25 protein-coding genes are annotated in these 26,011 nt (G+C 67.8%); 11 read left to right on the forward strand and 14 right to left on the reverse strand.

Annotation, left to right across the window (positions count from 1 at the left end):
* Positions 1-3 precede the first annotated feature (3 nt).
* A complete protein-coding gene (locus C2U31_RS05555) occupies positions 4-630 on the reverse strand; it encodes a LysE family translocator (protein ID WP_103271926.1) in 627 nt (208 codons plus the stop codon).
* Between the two features lie 171 nt (positions 631-801).
* Between C2U31_RS05555 and C2U31_RS05560 the strand changes: the two genes are divergently transcribed.
* Both C2U31_RS05560 and metC read left to right on the forward strand, forming a co-directional pair.
* On the forward strand, positions 802-1,494 hold the full coding sequence (locus tag C2U31_RS05560) for a nitroreductase (RefSeq protein WP_103271927.1): 693 nt from the start codon (positions 802-804) through the stop codon (positions 1,492-1,494).
* A gap of 86 nt (positions 1,495-1,580) precedes the next feature.
* Positions 1,581-2,768: a cystathionine beta-lyase gene (metC, locus tag C2U31_RS05565; protein ID WP_103271928.1), complete on the forward strand. Its 1,188-nt coding sequence runs from the start codon at positions 1,581-1,583 to the stop codon at positions 2,766-2,768.
* Between the two features lie 295 nt (positions 2,769-3,063).
* Here the strand turns inward: metC and C2U31_RS05570 are convergent, their stop codons facing one another.
* The 4 genes from C2U31_RS05570 to argS all read right to left on the reverse strand — a co-directional run bounded on the left by C2U31_RS05570 (position 3,064) and on the right by argS (position 7,356).
* Positions 3,064-4,089: an IS110 family transposase gene (locus tag C2U31_RS05570; RefSeq protein WP_103271115.1), complete on the reverse strand. Its 1,026-nt coding sequence runs from the start codon at positions 4,087-4,089 to the stop codon at positions 3,064-3,066.
* Between the two features lie 132 nt (positions 4,090-4,221).
* Positions 4,222-4,857 (reverse strand): thiol:disulfide interchange protein DsbA/DsbL, encoded by a 636-nt coding sequence (locus tag C2U31_RS05575; RefSeq protein ID WP_103271929.1) that lies wholly within the window; start codon positions 4,855-4,857, stop codon positions 4,222-4,224.
* 66 nt (positions 4,858-4,923) lie between these two features.
* Positions 4,924-5,661 carry an SPOR domain-containing protein gene (locus tag C2U31_RS05580; protein WP_103271930.1) on the reverse strand — a complete coding sequence of 246 codons (738 nt, stop codon included), beginning with the start codon at positions 5,659-5,661 and terminating at the stop codon, positions 4,924-4,926.
* 9 nt (positions 5,662-5,670) lie between these two features.
* Positions 5,671-7,356 carry an arginine--tRNA ligase gene (gene argS / locus C2U31_RS05585; protein WP_103271931.1) on the reverse strand — a complete coding sequence of 562 codons (1,686 nt, stop codon included), beginning with the start codon at positions 7,354-7,356 and terminating at the stop codon, positions 5,671-5,673.
* Between the two features lie 330 nt (positions 7,357-7,686).
* Between argS and C2U31_RS05590 the strand changes: the two genes are divergently transcribed.
* From C2U31_RS05590 to C2U31_RS05615, 6 genes are all read left to right on the forward strand, one after another.
* Complete coding sequence (locus C2U31_RS05590; protein WP_103271932.1) at positions 7,687-8,031, forward strand: DUF1840 domain-containing protein; 345 nt, start codon at positions 7,687-7,689, stop codon at positions 8,029-8,031.
* A gap of 79 nt (positions 8,032-8,110) precedes the next feature.
* Positions 8,111-8,428: a hypothetical protein gene (locus C2U31_RS05595; RefSeq protein ID WP_103271933.1), complete on the forward strand. Its 318-nt coding sequence runs from the start codon at positions 8,111-8,113 to the stop codon at positions 8,426-8,428.
* A 281-nt stretch (positions 8,429-8,709) separates the two neighbouring features.
* Positions 8,710-9,411 carry a GntR family transcriptional regulator gene (locus C2U31_RS05600; RefSeq protein WP_233772657.1) on the forward strand — a complete coding sequence of 234 codons (702 nt, stop codon included), beginning with the start codon at positions 8,710-8,712 and terminating at the stop codon, positions 9,409-9,411.
* Positions 9,401-9,934 carry an ureidoglycolate lyase gene (locus C2U31_RS05605; protein WP_103271934.1) on the forward strand — a complete coding sequence of 178 codons (534 nt, stop codon included), beginning with the start codon at positions 9,401-9,403 and terminating at the stop codon, positions 9,932-9,934. The genes C2U31_RS05600 and C2U31_RS05605 overlap by 11 nt, the downstream gene beginning before the upstream one ends.
* Positions 9,935-9,975: 41 nt before the next feature.
* Positions 9,976-10,887 carry an allantoinase PuuE gene (locus tag C2U31_RS05610; protein WP_103271935.1) on the forward strand — a complete coding sequence of 304 codons (912 nt, stop codon included), beginning with the start codon at positions 9,976-9,978 and terminating at the stop codon, positions 10,885-10,887.
* Positions 10,888-11,006: 119 nt separating this feature from the next.
* On the forward strand, positions 11,007-11,996 hold the full coding sequence (locus C2U31_RS05615) for a tripartite tricarboxylate transporter substrate binding protein (protein ID WP_103271936.1): 990 nt from the start codon (positions 11,007-11,009) through the stop codon (positions 11,994-11,996).
* Between the two features lie 111 nt (positions 11,997-12,107).
* Here the strand turns inward: C2U31_RS05615 and C2U31_RS05620 are convergent, their stop codons facing one another.
* The 6 genes from C2U31_RS05620 to C2U31_RS05645 form a co-directional block, all read right to left on the reverse strand.
* The gene (locus C2U31_RS05620) at positions 12,108-12,908 is read right to left on the reverse strand and encodes a carbohydrate ABC transporter permease (protein ID WP_103271937.1); all 801 of its coding nucleotides are present in this window, start codon (positions 12,906-12,908) and stop codon (positions 12,108-12,110) included.
* Complete coding sequence (locus tag C2U31_RS05625; protein WP_103271938.1) at positions 12,905-13,780, reverse strand: carbohydrate ABC transporter permease; 876 nt, start codon at positions 13,778-13,780, stop codon at positions 12,905-12,907. Before C2U31_RS05625 ends, C2U31_RS05620 begins: the two co-directional genes overlap by 4 nt.
* A gap of 15 nt (positions 13,781-13,795) precedes the next feature.
* Positions 13,796-15,091, reverse strand: coding sequence for an ABC transporter substrate-binding protein (locus C2U31_RS05630; protein ID WP_103271939.1), 1,296 nt, complete (start codon positions 15,089-15,091; stop codon positions 13,796-13,798).
* 29 nt (positions 15,092-15,120) lie between these two features.
* The gene (locus C2U31_RS05635; protein WP_103271940.1) at positions 15,121-16,176 is read right to left on the reverse strand and encodes an ABC transporter ATP-binding protein; all 1,056 of its coding nucleotides are present in this window, start codon (positions 16,174-16,176) and stop codon (positions 15,121-15,123) included.
* A gap of 132 nt (positions 16,177-16,308) precedes the next feature.
* On the reverse strand, positions 16,309-17,106 hold the full coding sequence (locus tag C2U31_RS05640; protein ID WP_103271941.1) for a phosphodiesterase: 798 nt from the start codon (positions 17,104-17,106) through the stop codon (positions 16,309-16,311).
* Positions 17,107-17,141: 35 nt separating this feature from the next.
* Positions 17,142-18,155: a LacI family DNA-binding transcriptional regulator gene (locus C2U31_RS05645; protein ID WP_103271942.1), complete on the reverse strand. Its 1,014-nt coding sequence runs from the start codon at positions 18,153-18,155 to the stop codon at positions 17,142-17,144.
* 281 nt (positions 18,156-18,436) lie between these two features.
* On the opposite strand from C2U31_RS05645, the gene C2U31_RS05650 reads away from it, so the two are divergent.
* Positions 18,437-19,768 carry an amidase gene (locus C2U31_RS05650; protein ID WP_103271943.1) on the forward strand — a complete coding sequence of 444 codons (1,332 nt, stop codon included), beginning with the start codon at positions 18,437-18,439 and terminating at the stop codon, positions 19,766-19,768.
* A 276-nt stretch (positions 19,769-20,044) separates the two neighbouring features.
* Here C2U31_RS05650 and leuA read toward each other — a convergent pair whose 3' ends face one another.
* The 3 genes from leuA to C2U31_RS05665 all read right to left on the reverse strand — a co-directional run bounded on the left by leuA (position 20,045) and on the right by C2U31_RS05665 (position 24,092).
* Complete coding sequence (leuA, locus tag C2U31_RS05655; protein ID WP_103271944.1) at positions 20,045-21,754, reverse strand: 2-isopropylmalate synthase; 1,710 nt, start codon at positions 21,752-21,754, stop codon at positions 20,045-20,047.
* A gap of 541 nt (positions 21,755-22,295) precedes the next feature.
* Complete coding sequence (locus C2U31_RS05660; RefSeq protein ID WP_103271945.1) at positions 22,296-23,276, reverse strand: tripartite tricarboxylate transporter substrate binding protein; 981 nt, start codon at positions 23,274-23,276, stop codon at positions 22,296-22,298.
* A gap of 192 nt (positions 23,277-23,468) precedes the next feature.
* Complete coding sequence (locus C2U31_RS05665; protein ID WP_103271946.1) at positions 23,469-24,092, reverse strand: hypothetical protein; 624 nt, start codon at positions 24,090-24,092, stop codon at positions 23,469-23,471.
* On the opposite strand from C2U31_RS05665, the gene rpoN reads away from it, so the two are divergent.
* Positions 24,091-25,536 carry an RNA polymerase factor sigma-54 gene (rpoN, locus tag C2U31_RS05670; protein ID WP_103271947.1) on the forward strand — a complete coding sequence of 482 codons (1,446 nt, stop codon included), beginning with the start codon at positions 24,091-24,093 and terminating at the stop codon, positions 25,534-25,536. The genes C2U31_RS05665 and rpoN overlap by 2 nt on opposite strands.
* Before the next feature lie 121 nt (positions 25,537-25,657).
* Positions 25,658-25,939, forward strand: a complete 282-nt coding sequence (locus tag C2U31_RS05675; protein ID WP_103271948.1) for a bacterioferritin-associated ferredoxin — start codon at positions 25,658-25,660, stop codon at positions 25,937-25,939.
* Positions 25,940-26,011 lie beyond the last annotated feature (72 nt).

Raw genomic sequence — 26,011 nt, forward strand, 5'->3', positions numbered from 1 at the left:
GCCTCAGCGCGACGCCGTCGCCAGCCGCAGCGCCAGTCCCACGAACACCAGCGCCGCGATCCGGTTCAGCCAGCGCCGCGCCGTCACCGAGCGCTGCAGCAGCTCGCCGAACGCGCCCGAGAAGAAGGCGATGGCGCCGAACACCAGCAGCGTGGCCAGCATGAACACCGCGCCCAGCTGCACCGTCTGCGGGCCGATGGGGCCCAGCGCGGGCGAGGTGAACTGCGGCAGGAAGGCGAAGAAGAACAGCAGCACCTTCGGATTGGTCAGGTTCATGATGATGCCGCGGCGGTACAGCGCGGCCGGCTTCTGCGGCTCGGGCCGCTGGCCTTGTTCCGGGCCGACCGGCGCGCGCAGGATCTGCCAGGCCAGATACAGCAGGTAGGCCGCGCCCGCCAGCTTGAGCGCGGTGAAGGCCATGGGCGAGGCGGCGAACACCGCCGCCAGTCCGATCGCCACCGCCATCGTATGGCCCAGGATGCCCGTGGCCAGCCCCAGCACCACGAACATGCCGGCCTTGCGGCCCCAGATGGCCGATTGCATCAGCACGAAAAGATTGTCCGGCCCCGGCGTCAGGGCCAGCAGCACGGCGATGCCGAAGAAGGCGATCAGGTTGTCCAGGGGCAGCATGGGAGTTCCGGCGGCAGGGTGTTGCCGGCCGTCATCGGCCGGAAGTGGCATGATACGGGCAAACCGCGAGACGGCGCGCCGGCATTCCGGCGCGCCGCCAGGGCCACGAACCGCGAACCATAAGCGCGGAGGACCGCCGGCGCGCAAGACGAACATCAGACAGGAGACACCGTGTCCACCGAAAGCCCTATTGCCGGCGATCAGCCGCTGGAAACCTGGCTGCGCGAGCGCCACAGCTGCCGCGCCTTCCTGCCCGAGCCGGTGCCGCGCGCCGTCATCGAGCGCATCCTGGCGCTGGCGCAGCGCACCGCGTCCTGGTGCAACTGTCAGCCCTGGCAGGTGGCGGTGACCGAGGGCGCAGCCACCGAGCGGTTGCGGCAGGCGCTGCTGGCGCGCGCCGAACAGCCCGGCTTCACGCCGGACTTCCCCTTCCCCGCCGAGTACCGCGACGCCTATCTGGCGCGCCGCCGCGAGGCCGGTTTCCAGCTCTATGGCGCCGTGGGCGTGGCGCGCGGCGACCGCGAAGGCTACCGCCGCCAGGAGCTGCGCAACTTCCAGCTGTTCGACGCGCCGCACGTGGCGGTGATCAGCACCGATGCCGCGCTGGGCGAGTACGGCGCCATCGACTGCGGCGGCTATGTGGCCACCTTCCTGCTGGCGGCGCAGGCCAACGGCGTGGCCGCGGTGCCGCAGGCGTCCCTGGCCATGTATCCCGAGGTGCTGCGCGAGACGCTGGACATCGATCCGGCGCGCCGCGTGGTCTGCGGCATTTCCTTTGGTTATGAAGACACGGCCCATCCGGCCAACAGCTATCGCACCAGCCGCGCCACGTTGGATGAAGCGGTGACCTGGCTGTCGCGCTGACCATCGCGCTGAACACCGCGCGGCACGCCCGCGCGGTACTATTTTCCGACTGTCGCTTTCCGAACATCGAACTACGCGAGCCTGCCTTGAAGACGCCCCATCCGCACATCGACACCGTCCTGCAGCATGCCGGCACGGCCCCGTTCAACCCCGCCACCGGCACCGCGCCGGTGCCGCTGCCGGCCATGCGCGCCAGCACCGTGCGCTTCCAGAACCTGGCCGCGTTGGAGAACGCGCAGCGCACCAAGGCCGCCGGCCAGCGCGCTACGACCTACGGCCGCATGGGCATGGACACGCATGCCGCGCTGGAAGAGGTCTTCGCGCAGCTGGAAGGCGGCACGCATTGCTACCTGGCCTCGTCGGGCCTGTCTGCCATGACGATGGTGATGCTGGCGCTGTGCTCGGCCGGCGATCACGCGCTGATCTCGGACTGCGTGTACGGCCCGATGCGCGAGCTGGACGACGCCGTGCTCAAGCGCCTGAACATCGACATCACGTACTTCTCGGCCGACGACGCGCTGGACGAGCTGGTGCGTCCGAACACGCGCCTGCTGTACGTGGAATCGCCGGGCTCGCTGCTGTTCGAGATGCTGGACATGGGCGCGATGGCGGCCTTCGCGCAGCGCCACGGCCTGGTGCTGGCCACCGACAACACCTGGGGCTCGGGCTATATCTATCGTCCGCTGACGCTGGGCGCGCAGGTGTCGGTGATCGCCGGCACCAAGTACGTGGGCGGCCACTCCGACCTGATGCTGGGCGCGGTGGTGACCAACGATGAAGATATCGCGCGCAAGCTCAACCGCACGCAGTACGCGATGGGCTATTCCATCAGCGCCGACGACGCCTGGCTGGCGCTGCGCGGCGTGCGTACCATGCCGATCCGCATGGCCCAGCATGCGCGCAACGCCTTGCAGGTCTGCGAATTCTTCAAGAGCCGGCCCGAGACCGTGCGCCTGTTCCATCCCGCCTGGCCCGAGGATCCCGGCCATGCGCTGTGGCAGCGCGACTGCACCGGCTCGAACGGCATGCTGTCGGTGGAGCTGCGCCTGTCGCCCGAGAACGCGCGCAAGTTCGTCGACGCGCTGACGCTGTTCGGCATCGGCTTTTCCTGGGGCGGCTACGAGAGCCTGGTGCAGCTGGTCTCGCCCAAGGACCTGTCCAAGCACCGGTATTGGGGCGAGGGCCAGAACGCGCTGGTGCGGCTGCACATCGGCCTGGAATCGACCGAGGACGTGATCGCGGATCTGGCGCAGGCGCTGGATCAGGCGAAATAGGACCGGTCTGAAATCGGGCGCGTGTGAACGGCGCCCATGAAAATCTATGGTCAGCCCGATTTTTGCAAGCGAGGCGGTGTAGGCGTAAATTGGGCTTGCTCAAATCTATTCGGAGTCAGTTGGGGCTAGGCCCCCCGCTCCATGATGAGAGTCGCGCCCGGCAAACCTAAAAAGCCCCTCAGCATCGCGGTGCTGGATTTCATGTCAGGTTTCTTGCCAGGCCGTTGAGCCGTTTATGTCTTCACGTACTCGCGTCGCAAAACCAGGAAGTGACTACGTAAAACGGTGATGAAGGTCAGGCTGGCGCTACAGTCTGCTCACTTCGGTAGTTCGTTCCATTGGCGAGGATGGCCCAGGCGATCCTCGCCAATTTATTGGCCAGCGCACAAGCGACCACGTTCGAGTGACGTCGGGCCTGCAGCTCGCGCACCCAGGCGCCTAGCCGGTCGGTTCGTCGCTCCACGTGTCGCATGATCGCGCGAGCGCCCTGTACCAACAATCGTCTAAGGTTCTTGTCGCCCCGTTTGCTGATGCCCAGGAGCGTGGGTTTGCCGCCCGTGCTGTACTGGCGAGGCACCAAGCCTACCGAAGCGGCGAACTGGCGCGCCGAACCAAATTGCCGCGCATCGCCCAGCTCAGTCATCAGCACGCTAGCAGTGATTGGCCCGATGCCGGGGATCTGAAGCAGCCGCTGGCTGCGTTCATCCTCGCGCAGCTGTAGACACAGCTCACGCTCAATCTGGCCTACCTGCTCATCCAGATACTGAAAGTGCGATCGCAGCCGCTCCAGCAGCGCGCCTAGTTGGGGCGGCAGCGCGTGTTCGGCCAGAACCGCTGGCAAGCGTCGCAGGATCGCCTGACCACGAGGCAGGCTGATGCCAAACTCCAGCAAAAAGGCGTGCACCTGGTTGATCACGCCCGTGCGCTGAGCGACCAGTGATTCACGCACCCGATGCAGGGCAGAGACGGTCTGCTGAGCCTGATTGCGCACGCTCACGAACCGCATGCTCGGGCGCGAGGCCGCCTCGCAGATCGCCTGGGCATCGGCGAAGTCATTCTTGTTGCCCTGTACGAAGGGGCGCACGAACTGGGGGGAAATGAGCTTGGCCTGGTGGCCCAGTTCTTCGATGCGGCGCGCCATCCAGTGCGCGCCGGCGCAGGCCTCCATCACCACTGTGCTGCGCGGTGTGTTGCCCAGTAACTTGAACAGATCCTGGCGCGAGCACTTCTTGCGAAACATCATCCTGCCGGCCGCGTCCTGCCCATGCAGATGGAAGCTGTGTTTGCCCAGATCGATGCCAATCAGCGTGACGGTGCTCATGAGAGGTCTCCCAAAAAGAACAATCCCCACTCAGCGTACCGCTTCGTGGGGATCGGGCTGACCATCTCATTAGCCCCCGGGAATCCCGGGGGCATTTTGTTTTCCCGCGCCCTGTCGGGCGCAGCCTGGCGCTCAGTTGCCGCGGGCCATCGGGATCAGGCGCGTCACTTCCTTCAGCGCGCCTTCGTAGCTGTTGCCAGCCATGACCGGCGAGGTCATGAACTTGCCGCCCACGGCGAAGGACGGCGTGCCTTCGATGCGATAGGCGTCGGCCAGCTGGTTGGCGCGCTGCACCTGGGTCTGGACGCTGAACGAATCGAACACGGAATCGAACTTGGCGCGGTCCACGCCTTGCGCGGCGGCCCATTCGCCCATGGCCTTCTTGTCGATCAGGCGCTTGTGCTCGCCATGGATGGCGGTGAAGACCTTGGCGTGCAGGTCGGGGCGCTCCAGCGCGATCAGCGTGAAGTACAGCTGTTGCAGCGGCTTCATGCCGGCGTTGAAGGCGATCGGCACCTGCTTGAGCACCACGTCGGGCGGGGCGGTCTTGGCCCAGTCTTCGACCAGCGGTTCCATGGCGGCGCAGTGCGGGCAGGTGTAGGCGAAGAATTCCAGCACTTCGATCTTGCCCGGGGTGTCCGACGGCAGCGGCGGGTTGATCGCCTGGTATTGCTGGGCGCCGCCCTGGGCGTGGCTCGCCGGGCTGAGGAAGGCCGTCGCGGTGAGGGCGGCGGCGGCCATAAGGCGGATGAGCTTTTGGGACAGCATGGGTATGAGGTTCCTGGAGAAAACGTTACAGACAGGCCCAAGGCCGGATTAGTTCAATGCGGCCATTCACTGCCGCACCACCGCGGTTTCGATCTTGTTCTCGCCCAGGCGCCCGCGCGCCCGGTTCATGTCGTCCAGGCGGGCATACGGCCCCACGCGGACGCGGTTCAGCGCCTTGCCGTTGACTTCGGCCTTCTGCACCGACACCGGCAGGCCCAGCAGGATGATGCGGGCCTTGAGCGATTCGGCGTCGTCGGCGCTGCGGAAGGCGCCGGCCTGCAGATAGTAGGAGCCGTTGGCCGATGCCGAGGCGGACGCCGATGCCGCCGGCGCGCTGGCCTTGGGCGCCGGGGCTGGCGTCGGCGCGACCTTGGCGATCGGCGTGGGCAGCGGATTGGGCGCGGCGGGAGTTGGCGCCACGGCCGCGGCGGCCGGCTTGTTGTTGGAGGTCGGCAACGTGGCGATCAGCGCGCCCAGGTCGTCGGACTTGGACGGCGGCGTATCGGCGCCGGCCGTGCCGGTGCCGGGCAGCGGCGCCGGCGTGGTCGCGGTGGGTCCGCTGGGCGGCGTGCCCGCCGCGCCGTCGCGTCCGTACAGGCCGGCGTTGGGATCCGGCGCCTGGCGCGGGTCTGGCAGCTTGCCGGCGTCGCGGCTGGCGCGGTCCACGAAGGGCACCGGCGCCTTGGTCACGTAGAACGCCACCACCGCGGCGACGATGAGGCCGATCAGCAGGCCGGCAAGCGCCCCGTACAGGGTGCTGCCGCTTTCGCCCGACCGGCCGGAGGATTTGCGCTTGGTCGCCATGTGCCGATGTTACATCCGCTCCGGCGCCGACACGCCCATCAGCTCCAGGCCGTTGGCCAGCACCTGGCGGGTGGTGGCGGCCAGGCGCAGGCGCGCCAGCTTCAGGGCGGTGTCGTCGACCAGCACGCGCTCGGCGTTGTACCAGGCGTGGAAGTCGGACGCGCAATCGCGCAGCCAGAAGGCGATGTGGTGCGGCGACAGATCCTGGGCGGCCAGGGCCACCACTTGCGGGAACTCGGCCAGGCGCTGCATCAGCGCGAATTCGGTGGGCGCGGTCAGCAGCGCGGCGTCGGCGCGGGCCACGTCGTCGGCCGGCATGCCGGCGTTGGCGATCACCGAGCAGATGCGGGCGTGCGCGTACTGGATGTAGTAGACGGGGTTCTCGTCGCTCTTGGACAACGCCAGGTCCACGTCGAACACGAACTCGGTGTCGGCGCGGCGCTGGATCAGGAAGTAGCGCACCGCGTCGCGGCCGACCCAGTCGATCAGGTCGCGCATGGTGACGTAGCTGCCGGCGCGCTTGGAGATCTTGACCTCTTCGCCGCCGCGCATGACCTTGACCATCTTGTGCAGCACGTAGGACGGGTAGTCCTTCGGGATGCCCTCTCCCAGCGCCTGCAGGCCGGCGCGCACGCGCGCCACGGTGCCATGGTGGTCGCTGCCCTGGATGTTCACGGCGCGGTGGAAACCGCGTTCCCACTTGGCCTTGTGATAGGCCACGTCGGGCACGAAGTAGGTGTAGCCGCCCTCGCTCTTGCGCATGACGCGGTCTTTGTCGTCGCCGGTGCCCAGTTCGGTGGTGCGCAACCACAGCGCGCCGCCGTCTTCGTAGGTGTGGCCGCCGGCGATCAGCGCCTTCACCGTGGCCTCGACGCGGCCGGAGGTGTAGAGCGAGCTTTCCAGGTAGTAGTTGTCGAACGCCAGGCCGAAGGCCTGCAGGTCCAGGTCCTGTTCGCGGCGCAGGTAGGCCACGGCGAAGGCGCGGATATCGTCCAGGTTGGCGATGTCGCCGCTGGCGGTGACCGGCGCGCCGTCGGAGGCCTGCAGCGTCTTGCCGGCCTGGAAGTCGCGGGCGATGTCGCTGATGTAGTCGCCCTTGTAGCCGTCGGCGGGCCATTCGGGCGAATCCGGCGTCAGGCCGCGGGCGCGGGCCTGCACGCTGATGGCCAGGTTCTCGATCTGGTTGCCGGCGTCGTTGTAATAGAACTCGCGGGTCACGTCCCAGCCGCTGGCGTCGTACAGGCGGCAGAGGGCGTCGCCCAGCGCGGCCTGGCGGGCATGGCCCACGTGCAGCGGGCCGGTGGGGTTGGCGGACACGAACTCGACCAGGATCTTCTCGCCCGTGCGCGGCGCGCGGCCATAGGAGGCGCCCTGCTCGGCCACCGTCGCGATGACGGCCTGGCGCGCGGCGGGGGTGACGCGCAGGTTGATGAAGCCGGGGCCGGCGATCTCGGCGCTCTCGACCAGGGCGCGGGCGTCGGGCTGCGCCATCAGCGCGTCGACGATGGCCTGGGCCAGCTCGCGCGGATTGCGCTTGGCCGGCTTGGCCAGCTGCATGGCCACATTGGTGGCGACGTCGCCGTGGGCGGCGACCTTGGGGCGCTCCAGCAGCACGTTGGGCTGGGCGTCGGGCAGGCTTTGCGCGACGGCGGCCTGGATCAGGGAAATGAGTTGTTTCTGTTGCTCGAGGAGCATGGGCGTCCGGAGTAGTTCGGTAGGAGTGGCGCAGGCGGCCGGGCCGGGCGGGCCGGGGGCGTCCAGGGATGCGCGGCGCGTCGGCGCCGGATTCGTGGCTGCCGCAGGTCCTGCTGTCACGGGAATCCCCTGAATCATAGTTGATTTGGCGGCCGGACCGTCGCTTGCCGGGGGCGGGCCGGCCTGTGCAGGCATGCCGCGGCGTTTCTGGCGGCGCGTTCAAAGCGCCAATGAAATCAAGGCGCTAGGCCAGGCTCCGGATGGCCGGTGGCATCCGGGGCGGGGTTGCGGTAGTGTTATGGAGTCCCACCCTATCCCGGAGACAGGAATATGCTGATCACTTTTCATTCCAAGGTCGTGGCCGAAGTGCTGATGTTGACCGACCACGCCGGCGCGCTGCTGCAGGCCGCGGGCAAGTCCTTCGGGGACAAGATTCCGGAACGCGGCGTGTTCACCGCGGACCAGCTCGGCCCGGCCATCCAGGGCATCGAGCGCGCCATCGCCGACTACCAGAAGAGCGGCCATGATGACGACGAGGACGACGACAAGCAGCCGGTGGCGCCGATGGCGCGCGCCGTGGGCCTGAAGGAACGCGCCTTTCCGCTGCTGGACATGATGCGCCAGTCGCAGGCCGCCGGCGCCGAAGTCACCTGGGAAGTGTCGCGCGGCTGGTAGCAATGTCGCCGGACGGACAATCTGTCCGGCGAATTTTGCCTACGCTTGCCGGCTGACGCCACATCAAGGAACCTGCCCCATGCGCAGCGACATCACCATCGTTTTCGACACCCGGCGCTCGCTGGACCTGAATGCCACCGTCGAGCCTTCGCCGCAGCGCCAGAGCGACGCGCGCGACTGGTTCGACAGCGCCTGGGAAACCCTGGGCTGCGAGCCGCTGCGTCCCAGCGGCAAGGTCCTGCTGCTGGACAAGGTGCTGGGCGTGGCCGACGCGCTGGGCTATGACGTGCTCTCCACCGACGAGAAGGAAGCGCGCGAGTTCGCCGAACACCTGGCCCTGGCGCTGGAGCGCCCGCGCATCACCGTGGACCTGCCCGGCCTGACGGTCGGTTACTGATCCGCCTGTCCGCCCCGCAACGGGGCGGACGTTCGTGACGCGGCGGGGCAGGCCCCGCCGCAACATGATTTTCCGGCCGGGCCTGGCGCCCGCCGACCCGCCCGGGCATCGCCCGCATCTGACGTTTCCTTTCCGCATGCCGCGTGGCCCGGTCGTGCCTCGGGCGACGGCGTCACGCGCTGCCTTTCCCAGCTAGGGTATTTCCCAGGCGGCACCCCCTTGGCTTCAGGCTATAGTCAGTTGGAATTCAGGTGGGATCCCAGCAGGATTCCAATGGGAACATGAACATCGAACTGACCGATCCTTCCCTCGACACGGACGTCGCCGGCTGCGACGGCCCGGCGTTGAGCGTGTCCGAACGCACCTACCAGGCCCTGCTCGACCGCATCGCGGCGCGCCAGATCGGCCCGGGCGAAGTGCTGGAAGAGCGCCGCCTGGCCGAAGAACTGAACGTGTCGCGCACGCCCATGCGGGCCGCGCTGAACCGGCTGCTGGGCGAAGGCATCCTCAAGCGCCTGTCCAATGGCTCCGTGGTGGTCCATGCCTTCGGCGTGACCGAATTGCTGGAGCTGCTGCAGATCCGCCAGCTGCTGGAAGGCCAGGCCGCCGCCATGGCGGCCGGCCGGATTCCCGGCGACAAGCTGGCGGCGGTCAAGGCGCGGCTGGAAGACGTGATGCGCCACAGCGCGGCCGGGGGCGAGTCCACCTGGACCGCCGACAACGAGGTGCACGAGCTGGTGGCCGCCTATTGCGGCAACAAGTCCATGGCCGCCATGATCGCCGACGCGCGCCGGCGCGCGCGCCTGTGCAACGTCGAGCGCCTGTCGCAGCGCGCGGTGCAGGCGCGGGCCGAGCACCTGGCCATCGTGCTGGCGCTGCAGGCCGGCGACGCCGAACGGGCGCGCGCGACCATGACGGCGCACCTGGGCGCCGTGCGGCGTGCGTTCGCGCGCACGCTGGGGTATCTGCCGCATGAAGACTGACGCCGCGCGCCTGGCGCGTTGCATCGTCGCCGAACCGCTGACATCGCAGGCCTTCGCCGAATTCGGCGAAGTGGTGGAGCATGCCGGCAATGAACGCCGCAGGCATCTGGCCCTGCCCTACGCGCACTCGGCGCCGGCCGCGCGCACGGCCATCTGGGTCAGCCGGGTGGATGGCGCCATACCCCAGCCCTGCCCGGTGCTGCTGCTGGAACGTCATCCGTATTCCTCGCAGACCTTCATCCCGCTGGACAACACCCCCTATCTCGTCGTCGTGGCGCCGGACGACGCGCAGGGCGAGCCGGACCTGGAACGGCTGCGCGCCTTCGTCGCCAGCGGCAGCCAGGGCGTGTGCTATCGGACTGGCGTCTGGCACCAGGGCCTGTCGGCGCTGCGCGCGCCGGCCCAGTTCGCCGTGACCATGACCTTGACCGGCGCCGGCGACGACGATGTGTTCTGGAAGGTGCCGAACAGCGTCTCCATCGCCATCGACTGCACCCTGCCCGCATCCCGCCCTGCGCGTTGATCCCGTCATCTCAAGATCTGCTCAAGGACTCGCTCACGCTCATGCAACCTGATCATCCCCACCTGCGGCGCGACTTCGTCGGCTACGGATCCGACCTGCCCCACGCGCGATGGCCCGGCGACGCCCGCATCGCGCTGAACCTCTGCGTCAACTACGAAGAAGGCGGCGAGCTGTCCGTGCCGGACGGCGACGAGGCCTCGGAATCGGCGCTGACCGAAGGCGGGGGCGGCGGCTTCGCCGGCCGCGACCTGGCGGCCGAATCCATGTTCGAGTACGGCAGCCGCGTCGGCTTCTGGCGCGTCGCGCGGCTGCTGCAAGCGCGCGGCATGCCGGCCACCATCTTCGGTTGCGGGCTGGCGCTGGAACGCAACCCGCAGGTCTGCGCCGCCATCCGCGACGCCGGCTGGGACGTGTGCGCGCACGGCTGGCGCTGGGAGCGCCACCAGACGCTGACCGAGGCCGAAGAGCGCGAGCGCATCCGCCGCACCGTCGCCTCGATCGAGGCCTCGGTCGGCGCGCGTCCGTTGGGCTGGTATTGCCGCTACGGTCCCAGCGTCAACACGCGCAGGCTGGTGGCCGAGGAAGGCGGCTTCCTGTACGACTCCGACGCCTACAACGACGAGCTGCCCTACTACGTGCAGGTGCATGGCCGCCCGCATCTGGTGCTGCCCTATGGCCTGGCCAACAACGACGCCAAGTTCATTCGCGGCGGCATGGCCACGGGCCAGGATTTCTTTGAATACCTGAAGGACGCGTTCGACATGCTGTACCGCGAAGGCGCGCAGCGGCCCCGCATGATGTCGGTGGGCCTGCATCTGCGGCTGGTGGGTCATCCCGGCCGCGCGGCGGGCCTGGAACGTTTTCTGGATCATGTGGCGCGCCAGTCCGGCGTATGGGTCTGCGGCCGCGCCGACATCGCACGCCACTGGCTGGCCACGCATCCGCCGCGCTAGGGGCGCGCGCGGCAGGCAAGGGCGCGGAACATCGAGCGCATCGACTCGGCGCAGCAAGCGGGTCGACGCGAGGCATCGAAAGCATAGGCAAGACGAATCATCACAACGAGGAGAAAAGCATGAACCTGTGGGTCCAAAGCAAGCTCGGGTTGTTTGCCGGCATTCTGGCGCTCGCCACCGTCGCGCCTTCCGCCGCGCTTGCCCAGCAGGGCTACCCCGACAAGCCCATCCGGTTGGTCACGCCCTTCCCGCCAGGCGGCGCGGCCGACACGCTGGCGCGCGCGCTGGCCAAGAGCCTGAGCGAAGCCCATGGGGCCACCGTGGTGGTCGAGAACCGCGCCGGCGCGGGCGGCACCATCGGCACGGCGTCGGTGGCCAAGGCCGCGCCCGACGGCTACACGCTGCTGCTGGGCAACGTCTCCACGCTGGCGACCGCGCCCAGCCTGTACACCAAGCTCACCTATGATCCGCTGAAGGACTTCACGCCGCTTACGCTGGTGGGCCGCAGCCCGCTGGTCTTCGCCGTGAACCCGGGCGTCAAGGCCAACAACCTGAAAGAACTGATCGCCGCCGCCACGGCGCAGCCCGGCGCGCTGGACTATGGCTCGTCGGGCGCAGGCAGCATCACGCACCTGACGGGCGAGCTGCTCAACGTCAACACCAAGGGCGCGATGGTGCACGTGCCCTACAAGGGCAGCGCGCCCGTGGTCATGGCGATGGTGTCGGGCGAGCTGGACATGGGCGTGACCCAGGTGGCCGAGATGCTGCAGCAATACCGCGCCAAGCAGGTGCGCGCGCTGGCCATCACCGGCAATCAGCGCCTGTCAGCCATTCCCGAGGTGCCCACGGCCGCTGAGGCAGGCGTGACGGGCCTGGACGCCACCACCTGGTACGCGGTCGTCGCGCCCCAGGGCCTGCCGCAGCCGGTCATCGACAAGCTGCAGCCCATGCTCGTGAAGGCGCTGGACAATCCCGACATGAAAAAGCGCTTCGCCGAGGAAGGGCTGATCCTGGAATCCTCGACGCCCGAGGCGCTGAAGGACCTGATGCGCAGCGACATCCCGAAGTGGGCCGAGGTAGTCAAGCGCGCCGGCGTGAAACTAGACTAAAGCTCACGCACCCGCAGCACTGCGCCTGCCTTTATCTGGGCCGCACGGAGCCGGCTTTGCCGGTCCGTAGCGGCGCCCCTTGAGGGGGAGCGCGTAGCGCTCGGGGTGGGCCTACCTTATTCCCGCACGCATGAACGACTGCACGAACTGGCGCTGGAACAGCAGGAACGCAATCAGCAGCGGGGCGGCGGACATCAGCGTGGCGGCCGTGATGACGGACCAGTCGATGCCCTGGTCGGTCGACGAGAACACCTGCAGTCCCACGGTCAGCGGGCGCGATTCCACCGAGTTGGTGATGATCAGCGGCCACAGGAAGTTGTTCCAGTGGTGGCTGACCGACACCAGCCCGTAGGCCACGTAGATCGGCTTGGCCAGCGGCACATAGACCTTCATCAGCACCTGCAGCGCGTTGGCGCCTTCCATGCGCGCGGCCTCTTCCAGTTCGCGCGGCACTGTCTTGAAGGTCTGGCGCAGGAGGAAGATGCCGAAGGCCGAGGCGAAGTACGGCAGGCCGATGGCGAACACCGTGTCGCGTATGCCCAGTTGGCTCATCGAGCGGTAGTTCTCGACCAGCAGCACGTCCGGCATGATCATCAGCTGCAGCAGCACCAGCATGAAGACAAAGTCGCGGCCACGGAACTCGAAACGCGCGAAGGCGTAGCCGGCCAGCGTGGACAGCACCAGCTGCGCGGCCAGCACCATCGTGACCAGCAGGAAGGTGTTGAGGAAGTAGCGCGGGAAAGGCGCCGCATTCCACGCGCGCACGAAGTTGTCCAGCGTCAGCGGCGCGAACAGGTCGAAGCGGGTCGCGTAGGCCGGCGGATGGAAGGCGGCCCACATGGCGTAGGCCAGCGGCAGGATCCACAGCAGGCCCAGCGCCCAGGCGCCCAGGGTGTCTAGCTTGTCTTTCATTGGTAGTGCGTCCTGCGGTCCAGCCAGCGGAACTTGATCAGCGCGGTCAGCGCCAGCACCACCAGCAGCACCACGGTCAGCGTGGCGGCGTAGGCGGTGTCCCAGAAGCTGAAACCCACCTGGTAGATGTAGTACAGCAGCAGCGTGCTGGCGTTGTCGGGCCCGCCCTTGGTCATCACGACCACGTGGTCGACCAGGCGGAAGGCGTTGATCAGCGCATTGATCAGCACGAACAGCGTGGTGGGCATGAGCAGCGGCCACAGCACGCGCCGGAAATACTGCCAGCGCGACGCGCCTTCCAGCATGGCCGCCTCGCGCAGCGACGGCGACACCGTCTGCAGCGCGGCCAGGTAGAAGATCATGAAGAAGCCCGCCTCCTTCCACACCGTGACCAGCATCAGCGCCGGCAGCGCCGTGGCGCGGTCGCCCAGCCAGTTGGGGCCGGGCGCGCCGAACAGCTGCATCACCTGGGCGATCAGGCCGTACTGCGGCGTGTAGAAGAACAGCCAGATGTTGGCCACCGCCACCATGGGCAGTACCGTCGGCGTGAAGTAGGCCATGCGCAGGAAACCGCGCCCCGCGAGGTTGCGGTTGACCCAGAGCGCCATGATCAGCGCGATGCCGATCGAGGTGGGAATAGTGCCCAGCGCGAACCACAGGTTGTTCCACAGCGATTGCCAGAACACCGGGTCGTCGCGCATGACCGCGTAGTTGTCCAGCCCGACATAGCGGGCCGGACGCGCGCCCTTGGGCGTGGAGTAGAAGCTGTGCCAAAGCGTCGCCAGCGCCGGGTAGTGCGTGAACGCGGCGAGCAGCACGACGGCTGGCAGCAGTAACAGCCAGCCGTAAAGCGCATTCAAAGAGCGGCTCATCGTGCTAGAACGTGATTACTTGTAGGAACGCAGTATGCGGTCGGCTTCGCGCTGGGCGTCCGTCAGCGCCTGCTGCGGCGCCTTCGAGCCGGTCAGCACGGCCTGCAGCGCGTCGTTCAGCACCTTGGTCACGCGCTGGTTCTCGTGGGTCGAGAATTCGGCCACGCTGACTTCCAGCTGGTCGCGCGCCACGGCGGCGGCCGGCACTTCCTGCGCATACTTCTTCATCTTTTCGGTCTGCCAGGCGGCGGGCGTCACGGCCACGTAGCCGGTGGCGATGCTCCAGTCGGCGGCGCGCTCGGGCGTGGTGACCCATTGCGCGAACTTCAGGGCGGCCTGCTGCTGCTCGGGCGTGCCGCTCTTGAAGATGTAGAAGTTGCCGCCGCCGGTCGGGCTGCCGCCGCGCTTTTGCTGCGGCATCATGGCCACGCCGAACGGGAAGTCGGCATTCTTGCGGATGTTGGTCAGGTTGCCGGTGGTGGTCCAGACCATGGCGGCTTTCTTTTCCAGGAAGTCCTTGGGCGTGGTGCCCCAGTCGATCGTGCCGCTGGGCATGATCTTGTGCTTGGCGGCCAGGTCGCGCCAGTATTGCGCGGCCTCGACCACGGCGGGCTTGTCCAGGTAGACCTCGTTGCCGGCCTCGTTCATCAGGATTGCGCCGTTAGGCGTGGTCAGGGCCTGGAACAGCCAGTAGGCGAAGGCGCCGCCCGACGGGATCTCGATGCCCCATTGCGTGGTGTTGCCCGAGGCGTCCTGCTTGGTCAGCTTCTTGCCGTATTCGACCAGTTCTGCCCAGGTGGCGGGCGCGCGCTCCGGATCCAGGCCGGCGGCCTTGAACAGGTCCTTGTTGTAGTACATCACGATGGTCGAGCGCTGGAACGGCACGCCCCAGGTATGCCCGCCGCTGCGGCTGTTCTGCATGAAGGCGTCGTAGAAGCCGCCCAGCCACTTCTTGTCGGCATCGCTCTTGGCCAGCGAGTCGATCGGTACGATGGCGTCTTCGTCGATCAGCGTGAACATGTCGGTCGATAGCAGCACGGCCAGCTGCGGCGGCGTGCCGCCCTTCAGCGCGGTCAAGGCCTTGGCGATCGAGTCCTGGTACGAGCCCGCGTAGATCGGCTTGATCTTGATGTTGGGGTTTTCCTTCTGGAAGTCCGTCACCATGTCGTCGACGATCTTGGTGATCGGGCCGCCCACGGCCACCGGGTAGTAGAACTCCACTTCCACCGGCTTCTGCTGGGCCTGCGCCGGCAGCGACAGGCAGGCGGCGGCCAGGCTGGCGGCCAGGGTCTTGAGTACGATGCGTCGCATGTCGTGTTTCCTTTCCTGAGGTGGGCGCTTCAGCGCCCGGCGGTGTTGATGGCCGCCGAATCGGCGGCGAAGAAATGCTGTTGTTCGTCGGGCCAGGACAGGCGCAGCGTCTCGCCGGCGCGGGCGCGCATGTGCCCGCCCACGCGCACGGCCACGCCGCTGGTGTCGCCCATGCGGCAGACCACGATGGAGTCGGCGCCGAAGAACTCCACGCTTTCCACGGTGGCCTCGCGGCCCTCGCCGTCGATGCGGATATGTTCGGGGCGCACGCCCAGCTTGACCGCGCCGGCGGGCGCGCCGGTCACGGCCGGGCCCTGCGCGCCGGCGATCATGGTCGCGCCTTGCAGCGCGGCCAGGCCGATCAGGTTCATGGGCGGCGTGCCGATGAAGCGCGCGGCGAATTCGCTTGCCGGGCGCGCGTACAGGCCGTCAGGCGTGTCGTGCTGCTCGATCTGGCCGCCGCGCAGCAGCACCACCTGGTCGGCCATGCTCATGGCCTCGGTCTGGTCGTGCGTCACGTACACCATGGTGATGCCCAGGTCCTGCTGCAGCGCGCGGATCTCGCGGCGCATGTCATGGCGCAGCTGGGCGTCCAGGTTGGACAGCGGTTCGTCCATCAGGCAGACCGGCGCTTCGGAAATCACGGCGCGGCCCAGCGCCACGCGCTGCTGCTGGCCGCCGGACAGTTGCGACGGCTTGCGGTCCAGCAGGTGGCCCAGGCCCAGCAGGCCGGCCACGCGCTGCAGGCGGCGTTCGTAGTCGCGCGCCGGCTCCTTGCGCACCTTCAGGCCGAACAGGATGTTCTCGCGCACCGACAGGTGCGGGAACAGCGCATAGGACTGGAACACCATGGAGATGCGGCGCTTGGCCGGCGGCAGCTGCGTGACGTCGCGGTCGCCGATGTGGATGGTGCCGGACGTGGGCGTGTCCAGTCCGGCGATCATGCGCAGCGTGGTGGACTTGCCGCAGCCCGACGGGCCCAGCAGCACCGTGAAGCTGCCGGCCGGAACCGTGAAACTCACGCCGTGAATGGCGGCGGCGCCGTTGTATTGCTTGGTCAGCTTATCCAGGACGATGGATGACATGCTTTCTCGTAGATCTATCGGGTCGTTGCGTGTGGTGGAGCCGCATTGTCGCCGCTGATGAAATCCTTTTCATTGTGCGGCGCAAACATGACGGGTGTATGGCAGCCCTGTGTTTTTAATCCGGATGCGGCCTCAGGCGAAGGGGTAAGGACCGGGGTATTCCCCAATCACCGCGTGGTGCGTGACCAGCCGGCCGTCGTTCCACCAGTGCAGTTGGTAGCCCGGCGGTTCCATGATGTATTGCAGCGTCGGCCGCGGGCCCAGTTCCAGCGCCAGCTGGTGCGCGGTGCCCGGACAGGTCGAGGCGATGGTGCCGCCGAAGCGCTGGAAGATGGTGCGGTGCAGGTGGCCGCAGAGCACGCGCTCGACGTTGGGATGGCGCGACACGATGCGCTCCAGCTCGGGCGCGCCGGCCAACAGGCCGATGGCGTCCATGTGCTCGATGCCGGTCAGGAACGGCGGATGGTGCATCAGCACCAGCGTGGGCCGGCCCGGCTGCTGCGCCAGCTGTTGCTCCAGCCAGGCCAGGCGCTCGCCGCAGAGTTCGCCGTGGCTCTTCATCGGCACCACGGTGTCCAGCGCCAGCAGGCGCAGCGGATAGGTGTCGACCGAATACTGGATGAACGGGCTCTCGCCTTGCAGGTAGGCGTGGTCGGGGAACGCGGCGCGCAGGCCTGCGCGGTCGTCGTGATTGCCGGGCAGCAGGAAATACGGCATTTCCAGCGCCTGCAGCTGCGCGCGCAGCTGCGCGTATTCATGCGGGCGGCCCAGGTCGGTCAGGTCGCCGGTGATGAGCACGCAATCGGGGCGCGGCGACAGCGCGTTGAGCGCGCGCACGGCCGGGCCGAGGAACGCGGCGGGGTCGATGATGCCGTAGGCCTTGTCGCCCGGCGTGCGCATGTGCAGGTCTGTGATTTGTGCGATGAGCATGAAGAATCCGTGGGGTGTGAGGGCGGCGCGCGCGTTCAGCGCCGCACCGCCGCCGCCGTGCCGCCCACCACGATGCAGTGCGGCAGGCGGTTCGATTGCGCAGGCTGGCCGTGGATCTGCGCCAGCAGGTTGGAACAGGCCGCCTGGCCGATGCCGTCGCTGGGCTGCGCCACCGTGGTCAGCGGCGGCGTGAGCAAGGCGCCGAAGCGCATGCCGTCGAAGCCGCAGACCGAGATGTCGGCGGGCACCGACAGGCCCAGCCCGACCAGGTCGGCGATGACGGCGGTGGCCAGCAAGTCGTTGGAGCAGAACAGCGCGGTGGGCGCCTGCTTGCCGCGCAGCGCGGCCTTGAGCGCCTCGACGTCGCTGCCGGTGTGCGAGCTCATGCTGATGTGCTGGACGGCGTCCAGGCCTAGTTTCTTGGCGCAGGCGCGCGCGCCGACAAGGCGTCGCCGCGCGCGGTCGGAGGCCGTCAGCGGGCCGGTCACCAGCGCGATGCGCTTGTGGCCGAGCTGGGCCAGGTGAGTGACCATGTCGCAGGCCGCGGCGCGGTTGTCGACCGAGGCATAGGGATGGGAGGCCGACTCGTTGTAGACCAGCACGTAGGGCATGCCGGCGCTGTCCAGATCGTCCAGCGTGGCGCTCTTGGCCACGTCGGCCACCGTCAGGATCAGGCCGTCGACCTGATGGTCCATCAGGCCCTGCACGGCCGCCGATTCCACGGCGGGGTCGTAGCCGGTGGCGGTCAGCATGACGCTGTAGCCGGATTCGCGCGCGCGCCGCTCGGCGCCCTCGAAGCATTCGGCGAACACCGGGTTCGACAGCGTGGGCAGGATCAGGCCGATGGTTCGGGTGCTGCCCGAGCGCAGGCTGCGACCCACGCGGTTGGGGCGAAAGCCCGCGCGCTTGGCGATGCTGCGGATATGGGCCAGCGTGTCCGGATGCACGATCTCGGGCTGGTTGAACGCGCGCGAAACCGTCGCCGGCGAGACGCCTGCCTTGCGGGCCACTTCGATGATGGAAAAGCGGGGCGACGGACGCGCGGCCATGTCTCTGTGTTTTGCTTATATGCTGAAAACGATTTCATCTTACAAGACAAATATGACCTTTGTGTTGCACGGGTTTGCGCTATGCTGGCAGCAACGCAACAACACGAAGCCAACATGCGCGAGCATGACGCGAGTCATGAAAATCACCGGGGTTTTTCGGTAGTTTTCCTAATTGACGCGTCGCATGAATTGGCAGGTCCGCGCACGCGGGCCACGGTCAAGGGGACCGGGTGCGTAAGTCAGTACCGCGCAGGGCGCGGCACCGGGAACGAGGAAAGCAAATGTCCATTGCCTTGAACAGACTTGGCGCGCTTGACGCGGCGCGCAAGCTGCAACGGCGCGAATTGACCGCGGTGCAATTGGTGCGCGCCTGCTTCGCGCGCATCGAACAACGCGAAAACACCATCCATGCCTGGACCGCGCTGCAGAAGCAGGCGGCGCTGGAGCATGCCGAGCAGCTCGACAAGGGCCCGCTGCGCGGTCCGCTGCACGGCTTGCCCATCGGCGTGAAAGACCTGTTCGACACCGTCGACCTGCCCACGCGCTACGGCTCGCCCATCTACGAACGCCATCATCCCGGCCTGGATGCCGCCGCGGTGGCGCTGTGCCGAGGCGCCGGCGCGGTCGTGGTCGGCAAGACCGTCACCACCGAATTCGCCACCTACACGGCCGGCCCCACGCGCAATCCGCGCAACGAGGCCCATACGCCCGGCGGTTCGTCCAGCGGCTCGGCCGCGGCGGTGGCCGACGACATGGTGCCTTTCGCGCTGGGCTCGCAGACCGCCGGCTCCATCATCCGTCCGGCCTCGTATTGCGGCATCGTCGGCTTCAAGCCCACTTTCGGCGCGATTCCGCGCGCCGGCGTCAAGAGCCTGGCGGAATCGCTGGACACCGTGGGCGGCTTCGCCCGTTCGGTGCCGGACATCGCCCTGTTCGCGTCGGTGCTGATGCGCGATCCGCGCATGCTGGACCTGAACTACGACGCCAAGCCGCGCATCGGCATGTACCGCAGCCTGCAATGGCGTCACGCGCAGGCCGAGACCAAGGAAGCCTATGCGCAGGCCGCCGCCATCCTGGCGCGGGCCGGCGCCCAGGTCGAGGAAGTGCCGCAGCCGCCGGCCGGCGACTGCATGCTGGTGCAGCTGCACGCCGACATCATGGCCTACGAGGCCTCGCAATCGCTGGCCTACGAACGCCTGGAGCATGCCGCGCAGCTCAGCGCCAAGATCCAGTCCGTGCTCGAAGCCGGCGCGCGCATCACGGCCGAGGAACATCAACGCAACCTGGCGCGCGCCGCCGAGGTGCGCGCGCGGGTGGACCTGTGGTTCGACCGCTACGACGTGCTGTTCACTCCCAGCGCCAGCGGCGAGGCGCCCTTCGCCGACCTGGGCACGGGCGATCCGCAGTTCTCGCGCGGCTGGACGCTGTTCGGCCTGCCCTGCCTGAACCTGCCCTTCGCCACAGGGCCGCAAGGGCTGCCGGTGGGCTTGCAGGTGGTCGGCCCGCGTCACGCGGACCATCGCACGCTGGCCATCTCAGCCTGGATGCATGAACGCTTGCTGGCCACGCAGGCGCCGGACATCGGCGCTGCGGATATCTGGCCGCGCGGCTGAGTCCGTGGCGTGATGCAAAGCCCCCGCAAGGGGGCTTTGTCTATTCAGACGGTCCGGCTCAATGAAATACCCCCACGCCGCGCGCCCTGCGCGCGCTGCTGCTCCCCGAAGGGGGCGCTTTTTCTTGGGGCGGCCCGGCCATGAAAAAAGCCCGCAACAGCCTGTTTGGCTGCTGCGGGCTGCTTCGTCTCCCTCGCGCCCGGCGCTGGTGCGCGCGGCGGGCGGTCGGCGGCGCATGTGGCGCGCCGCCGCGGACGTTTCATGCCTGGGCGCGGATCACGCGGCCTCGGCGGTTTCTTGTTCGGTGGCGTCGGCGCCGGCGTTGATGTGGCGGTTGACGGCGCTGAGCACGGCCTGGAACGAGGCGGTGACGATGTCGCGGTCGATCCCGACGCCGAAGCCCGTGCCGGAATCGCCCACGCGCAGTTCGACGTAGGACGCGGCGCGGGTGTCGGTGCCGGTGCCGATGGCGTGCTCGTGGTAGTCCATGATGCGCACCGGCACGCCCAGCGCGGCCACGAAGGCCGAGATGGCGCCGTCGCCCTTGCCCGTCACGATACGGCGTTCGCCGTTGTATTCGAGTTCGGCCTCGATGCTGAAGTGCTGGCCTTCGCCGGCCGACGGATTGCCGTCGATGCGATGGCGCACCAGCTTCCACGGCGACTTCTGTTCGAGGTATTCGCGGTTGAAGATGGTGTGCACATCGTCGGCCGTGACTTCGCGGCCGGTTTCGTCGGTGACGCGCTGGATGGCGCGGCTGAATTCGATCTGCAGGCGGCGCGGCAACACCAGGCCGTGTTCCTGTTCGAGCAGATAGGACACGCCGCCCTTGCCCGACTGGCTGTTCACGCGGATCACCGCGTCGTAGCTGCGGCCGAGGTCGGCCGGGTCGATCGGCAGGTAAGGCACTTCCCAGACGGCGTCCGGCTTCTGCTGCGCGAAGCCCTTCTTGATGGCGTCCTGGTGCGAGCCGGAGAAGGCGGTGAACACGAGGTCGCCGGCATAGGGATGGCGCGGGTGCACGGGAAGCTGGTTGCAGTACTCGGCGCAGCGGCGCACTTCGTCGATGTCCGAGAAGTCCAGGCCGGGGTGCACGCCTTGCGTGTAGAGGTTCAAGGCCAGCGTCACCAGGTCGACGTTGCCGGTGCGCTCGCCGCTGCCGAACAGGCAGCCTTCGATGCGGTCGGCGCCGGCCATGACGGCGAATTCGGCGGCGGCCACGGCGGTGCCGCGGTCATTGTGCGGGTGCACGCTGAGCACGATGCTGTCGCGGCGGGCCAGGTTCTTGTGCATCCACTCGATCTGGTCGGCGTACAGGTTGGGCGTGGTGGCCTCGATGGTGGCGGGCAGGTTCAGCACCATCTTGCTGTCGGGCGTGGGCTGCCAGACGTCGGCGACGGCGTTGGACACCTCCAGCGCGAACTCGGGTTCGGTGGTGCTGAAGACTTCAGGCGAATACTGGTAGCGCCACTGCGTTTCCGGATGCTGGGCCACGTATTGCTTGACCAGGCGCGTGCCAGTGGTGGCGATATTCTTGATTTCGTCGCGGCTCATGTTGAACACGACCTTGCGGAACGCCGGGGCGCAGGCGTTGTACAAGTGGACGATGGCCTGCCTGGCGCCGGCGGCGGCTTCGACCGTGCGGCTGATCAGGTCTTCGCGCGACTGCGTCAGCACGATGATGGTCACGTCTTCGGGAATGCGCTTCTCGTCGATGAGCTTGCGCACGAAATCGAAGTCGGTCTGCGAGGCCGACGGGAAACCGACTTCGATTTCCTTGAAGCCGATCTTCACCAGCTGCTCGAAGAAGCGGAGCTTGCGCTCGACGCTCATCGGTTCGATCAGGGCCTGGTTGCCGTCGCGCAGGTCGGTGCTCATCCAGATGGGCGGCTGCGTGATGCGGCGGCTGGGCCAGGTGCGCTCGGCATAGTCGCTGGCGAAGGGCTTGAACGGTACGTACTTGGTGGCGGGGTTGGCAAGCATCATCTCTACACCTCGATCGGTTTCTTTTGAATCCCGGGGACGGGGTCCCGCAAGCGGCGCGCGCCCGGATGACGGTCTGGCGCCTGGATTTGCCGTGGATATGCCCGGAAACTACTGGCCAGGCCGGCAGGATTCAGTCTTGAAAACAGGAAAAGAAAGGGGAATACGCGTGTGGCGAGCGTGTGGCTGCCGAGCTACCACGAGGCACTAGGCCCGGCAACCGATCGGTAGGTATAGCGATAGCGCGGCGAAGGAGGCAACGCTGAGGGAGGAGGCGCGCAGGCCGGCGACCGGAGCGTCGTAGCGTCCGGTGGCAATCGCGAGGGGGTTGCGGTTAGCGGCCATAGGGATGCTAGTCAAACATACTTTTTGTGCAAGCGCAAATGAAAAAGCCGGGGACGTATCTGTCTTACGGTGGCGCCTCAGGGTATTCCCTGGTTCTTTCGACAGGCCGGCAGGCGCGGCGCGAGCCACGCGTTTCGCGGTGGCGCGGGGCTCGCGCAGCCGGACGCGCAACAGCATGAGCGCGCTCCGGCTCAGGCGCTTACTGCGTCTGCATATGGCCGTTCTTGACCACTTCGCCCAGGCGCTTGCGCTCGTTGGCGGCGAACTCGGCGAAGCTGGCGCGCGAACCGCCGCCCGGCTCGATGCTGCTCTGGCGCAACGCATTCTGCACTTCACGCGTCTGCAACGACTGCTCGACCGCCGCGTTCATCTTGTCGAGCACGTCCGCCGGCGTGCCGGTCGGCGCGTACAGGCCGGCCCAGTGGCCGATGCGCACCGTGCCGAAGCCGGCCTCGGCCGTGGTCGGAATGTCCGGCGCGCTGGCCATGCGCTTGTCCCAGGTGGTGGCCAGCGCCTTGAGCTTGCCGCTCTGGACCAGCGGCAGCGTCACGATGCTGGCCTCGGAGGTGGCGTCGACCTGGTTGCCGATCACCGCGCTCACGCCTTCCGAGCCGCTCTTGTAGGCGATGGGCTCTACCGGCAGGCCGGTGGCTTCCTTCAGCATTTCGGCCACGAAGTGCGGCGTGCTGCCGTTGCCGGCCGTGGAAAAGGTGATGCGATCGGTCTTGGCCTGTTTGGCGCGCGCCACGAAGTCCTTCAGGTCCTTGGCGGGGTTGGACGGGTGGGTCACGATCACCGAGGGCGTGATCGACAGCAGCGCCACGGGCGTCAGCGCCTCGTCCTTGTACGGCTGGTCGGAACGGATCAGGCTGTTGGTGACGGTGCCGTTGCTGCCGACCAGGTAGGTGTAGCCATCGGCCGGACTGCGCGCCACGTGGGCAGCGCCGATCACGCCGCCGGCGCCGGGACGGTTCTCGACGATGACGGGCTGGTTCAGCGCGGCGCCGACCGCCTTGGCGATGATGCGGGCGACCAGATCATTGGCGCCGCCGGCGGTGAACGGGGCGACGAAGGTGATGGGCTTGTCTGGCCAGGCAGCCCGCGCCGGCGCGCTGAACGAGAGCGCGGCAGAGCAGGCCAGCGCCATGCTGGCGGCGAACCGGACGGAAGTACGGAACATGGAAAGCGGACTCCAGGAGGTCGGCCGCGCGGTCGCCGCGGCGGGGCCGCCGGCGCATGGTGTCGGTATGACGCGCGGCCCGCGGTTGCGCGAGCGTGGCAGGCCAGTATAGGAGCGGCTTGCTGGCAGCGCACTGAAATGCAAAAGCCGCCTGGACGGCGGCTTCTGGCGGGTTGCGCGGAAGGGTGTCGCTTATCGGGCGGGGCCGATGCGCGGCTCGACGTAGCGGTCGGCGCGCGGTTCGCGGCGCGGTGCGTCGTCGTCGCGGGAGCCGGCGCGGGGCTTGCCGCCGCCTTCCAGGATCTCGGCCTGACGCGCCACCATGTCGATCTTGGCGATGCGGCTGTGGCGGATTTCAGACAGCGAGCGGCGCAGGTCGCCCACGGTGAAGGGTTCTTCGCGGTCGCCCCAGGTCCAGCGCAGCACGCCCAGCGATTCGTCGGACAGTTGCGGCGCCAGTTCGGCCAGCACCTCGGTCTGCACCGGCGTGGCGCGGCCGGAGGCCAGGCTGGCGCTCAGCCAGGCGCGCAGCGCGAAGAAGACGATGAGGCTCCAGATGCCGACCCCGACCCACCACAGGTAGGGGCTGAACTTCTGCACCATGTCCATCGTGGGCTGGCCCAGCGAGTGCAGGAATTCGAAGCTCACGCGCTTGCCCGCGTCCAGTATCCAGTTGGCGACGAAATACCAGATGATGAGGGCGACGGCGATCACGATCGCGCGCAGGAGGAGTCTGGGAAGCGCAAGTTTGAGCAGGGTCTGGCCGATCAGGCGGCTATCCTGGCGAACGCGCTCGGGCGAAGTCTGATTCATCATGCAAAATATTGTACCTATGACCCGTCCGATTTTAGAACTGCGTCCCGGTCAGCATCTGACGCTGACCCCACAGCTGCAGCAATCGATCCGATTGTTGCAGTTGTCCACGCTCGAGCTGGAAGCCGAGATCTCGCAGGTGCTGGCGGACAACCCGCTGCTCGAGCGCGACGACGAACCCGTGGCGCCCGAGGCGCAGGCAGAGTCCGAACGCGAGTCCTCGGTGCAGGACGACGAGCCGGCGGCCGAGCGCGACGCGCCCATCGAGGAAATGCCCGGCTCCGGCGGGGTCTACCCAGACGAGGACGGCGGCCCGCCCGAGGCCGCCATGCCGGACACGCTGCGCGAGCACCTGCTGGGCCAGCTGGTGCTGACCCGGGCGGCGCCGCGCGACGCCGCATTGGCCGCCCTGCTGATCGACGAGCTGGACGAGAACGGCTACCTGGGCTCGCCGCTGGAGGAAATCCTGGGCTGGCTGCCGGCCGAGCTGGAGCCGGATATCGACGAGCTGAAGGCGGCGCTGTCGCTGCTGCAGTCCTTCGATCCACCCGGCATCGGCGCGCGGGACATGGCGGAATGCCTGCTGTTGCAATTGCGCCACCCGGACATCACGCGCCTGCCCGAGGCGGCCGACCCGGCGGCGCTGGCCTGCGCCCGCGAGATCTGCGCCCGTCACCTGCCGCTGCTGGCCACCGGCAATGTCGCCCGTCTGTGCGCGGCGGCGGGGTGCGACGAAACCCGGTTCCGCGCCGCGCACGCCCTGATCCTGCGCCTGGAGCCGCGTCCGGGACGCGCCTGGACCGTGCCGGCCGCCGACTACGCCGTGCCGGACGTGATCGTGCGCAAAACCCGGCGCGGCTGGCAGGTCACGCTCAACAGCGCCGCCGTACCGCGCCTGCAGATCAACGGCCTGTATGCGCAGATGCTGGGCAACCAGAAGGAATCGGCCCACGCTGGCCTGCAGGCCCAGTTGCAGCAGGCCAAGTGGATGATCCGCAACGTCGAGCAGCGCTTCGACACCATCCTGCGCGTGTCCCAGGCCATCGTCGAACGCCAGACGGCTTTCTTCAGCCAGGGGCCGGCGGCCATGCGTCCGCTGATCCTGAAGGACATCGCGGGCGAACTGGGCCTGCACGAATCCACGATTTCGCGGGCCACGACGCAGAAGTACATGCTCACCCCGTTCGGTACGCTGGAGCTCAAGCGCTTCTTCGGGACGGGGGTGTCGACCGATGGCGGCGATGCCACCTCGGCCACGGCGGTGCAGACCCATATCCGGCAGATGGTGGCGGACGAGAACCGTGCCAAGCCGCTGTCCGACAGTCAGATCATGGAAAAGCTGGCCGACCAGGGCATCGTGATCGCCCGGCGCACGGTGGCCAAATACCGCGAGGCGCTGCGCATCGCGCCGGCGGCGCTGCGCAAGGCGCAGGCCTCGGTTCGCTGAAATCAGGGACGAATGACTGTAAATTCGTCCCTGATTTCAAACACTTGCGTGACATCTCGGTTGCAATTTTTTTTGCGCAAGCCGCTTGCCAGTTCGAGAATAATTTTCGATAATTATTCTCATGTACATTTGTGTATGCAACGCGATCACCGAACGCCAAGTCCGCGCCAGCGTGGACGCGGGCGCTACCACGCTGGCCGACCTGCAGTTCGAGCTGGGCGTGGCGACCTGTTGCGGCTGTTGCGCAGCCACCGCCACGGAATACCTGCCCGGCGGTCGTTGCTCCAGCGTCTGCGACGTGCGCTCGATCGCCGTTCCGGTCAATCCTCCCGCCGCCCTGGCTGAACAGCCCAGCGCGCCGGCGGCCAATACCTATCCGGTCATCCAGGTCGCGGTAGCCTGACCCCGTTCCTGATCCAACGAAGCCACGGCGCCTGCCGTGGCTTTTGTTTTTGTGCGGATGGGTCGGCGTGGA

The organism is Achromobacter sp. AONIH1 (assembly GCF_002902905.1).
In the GTDB taxonomy this organism is placed as follows: Bacteria; Pseudomonadota; Gammaproteobacteria; order Burkholderiales; family Burkholderiaceae_B; genus Achromobacter.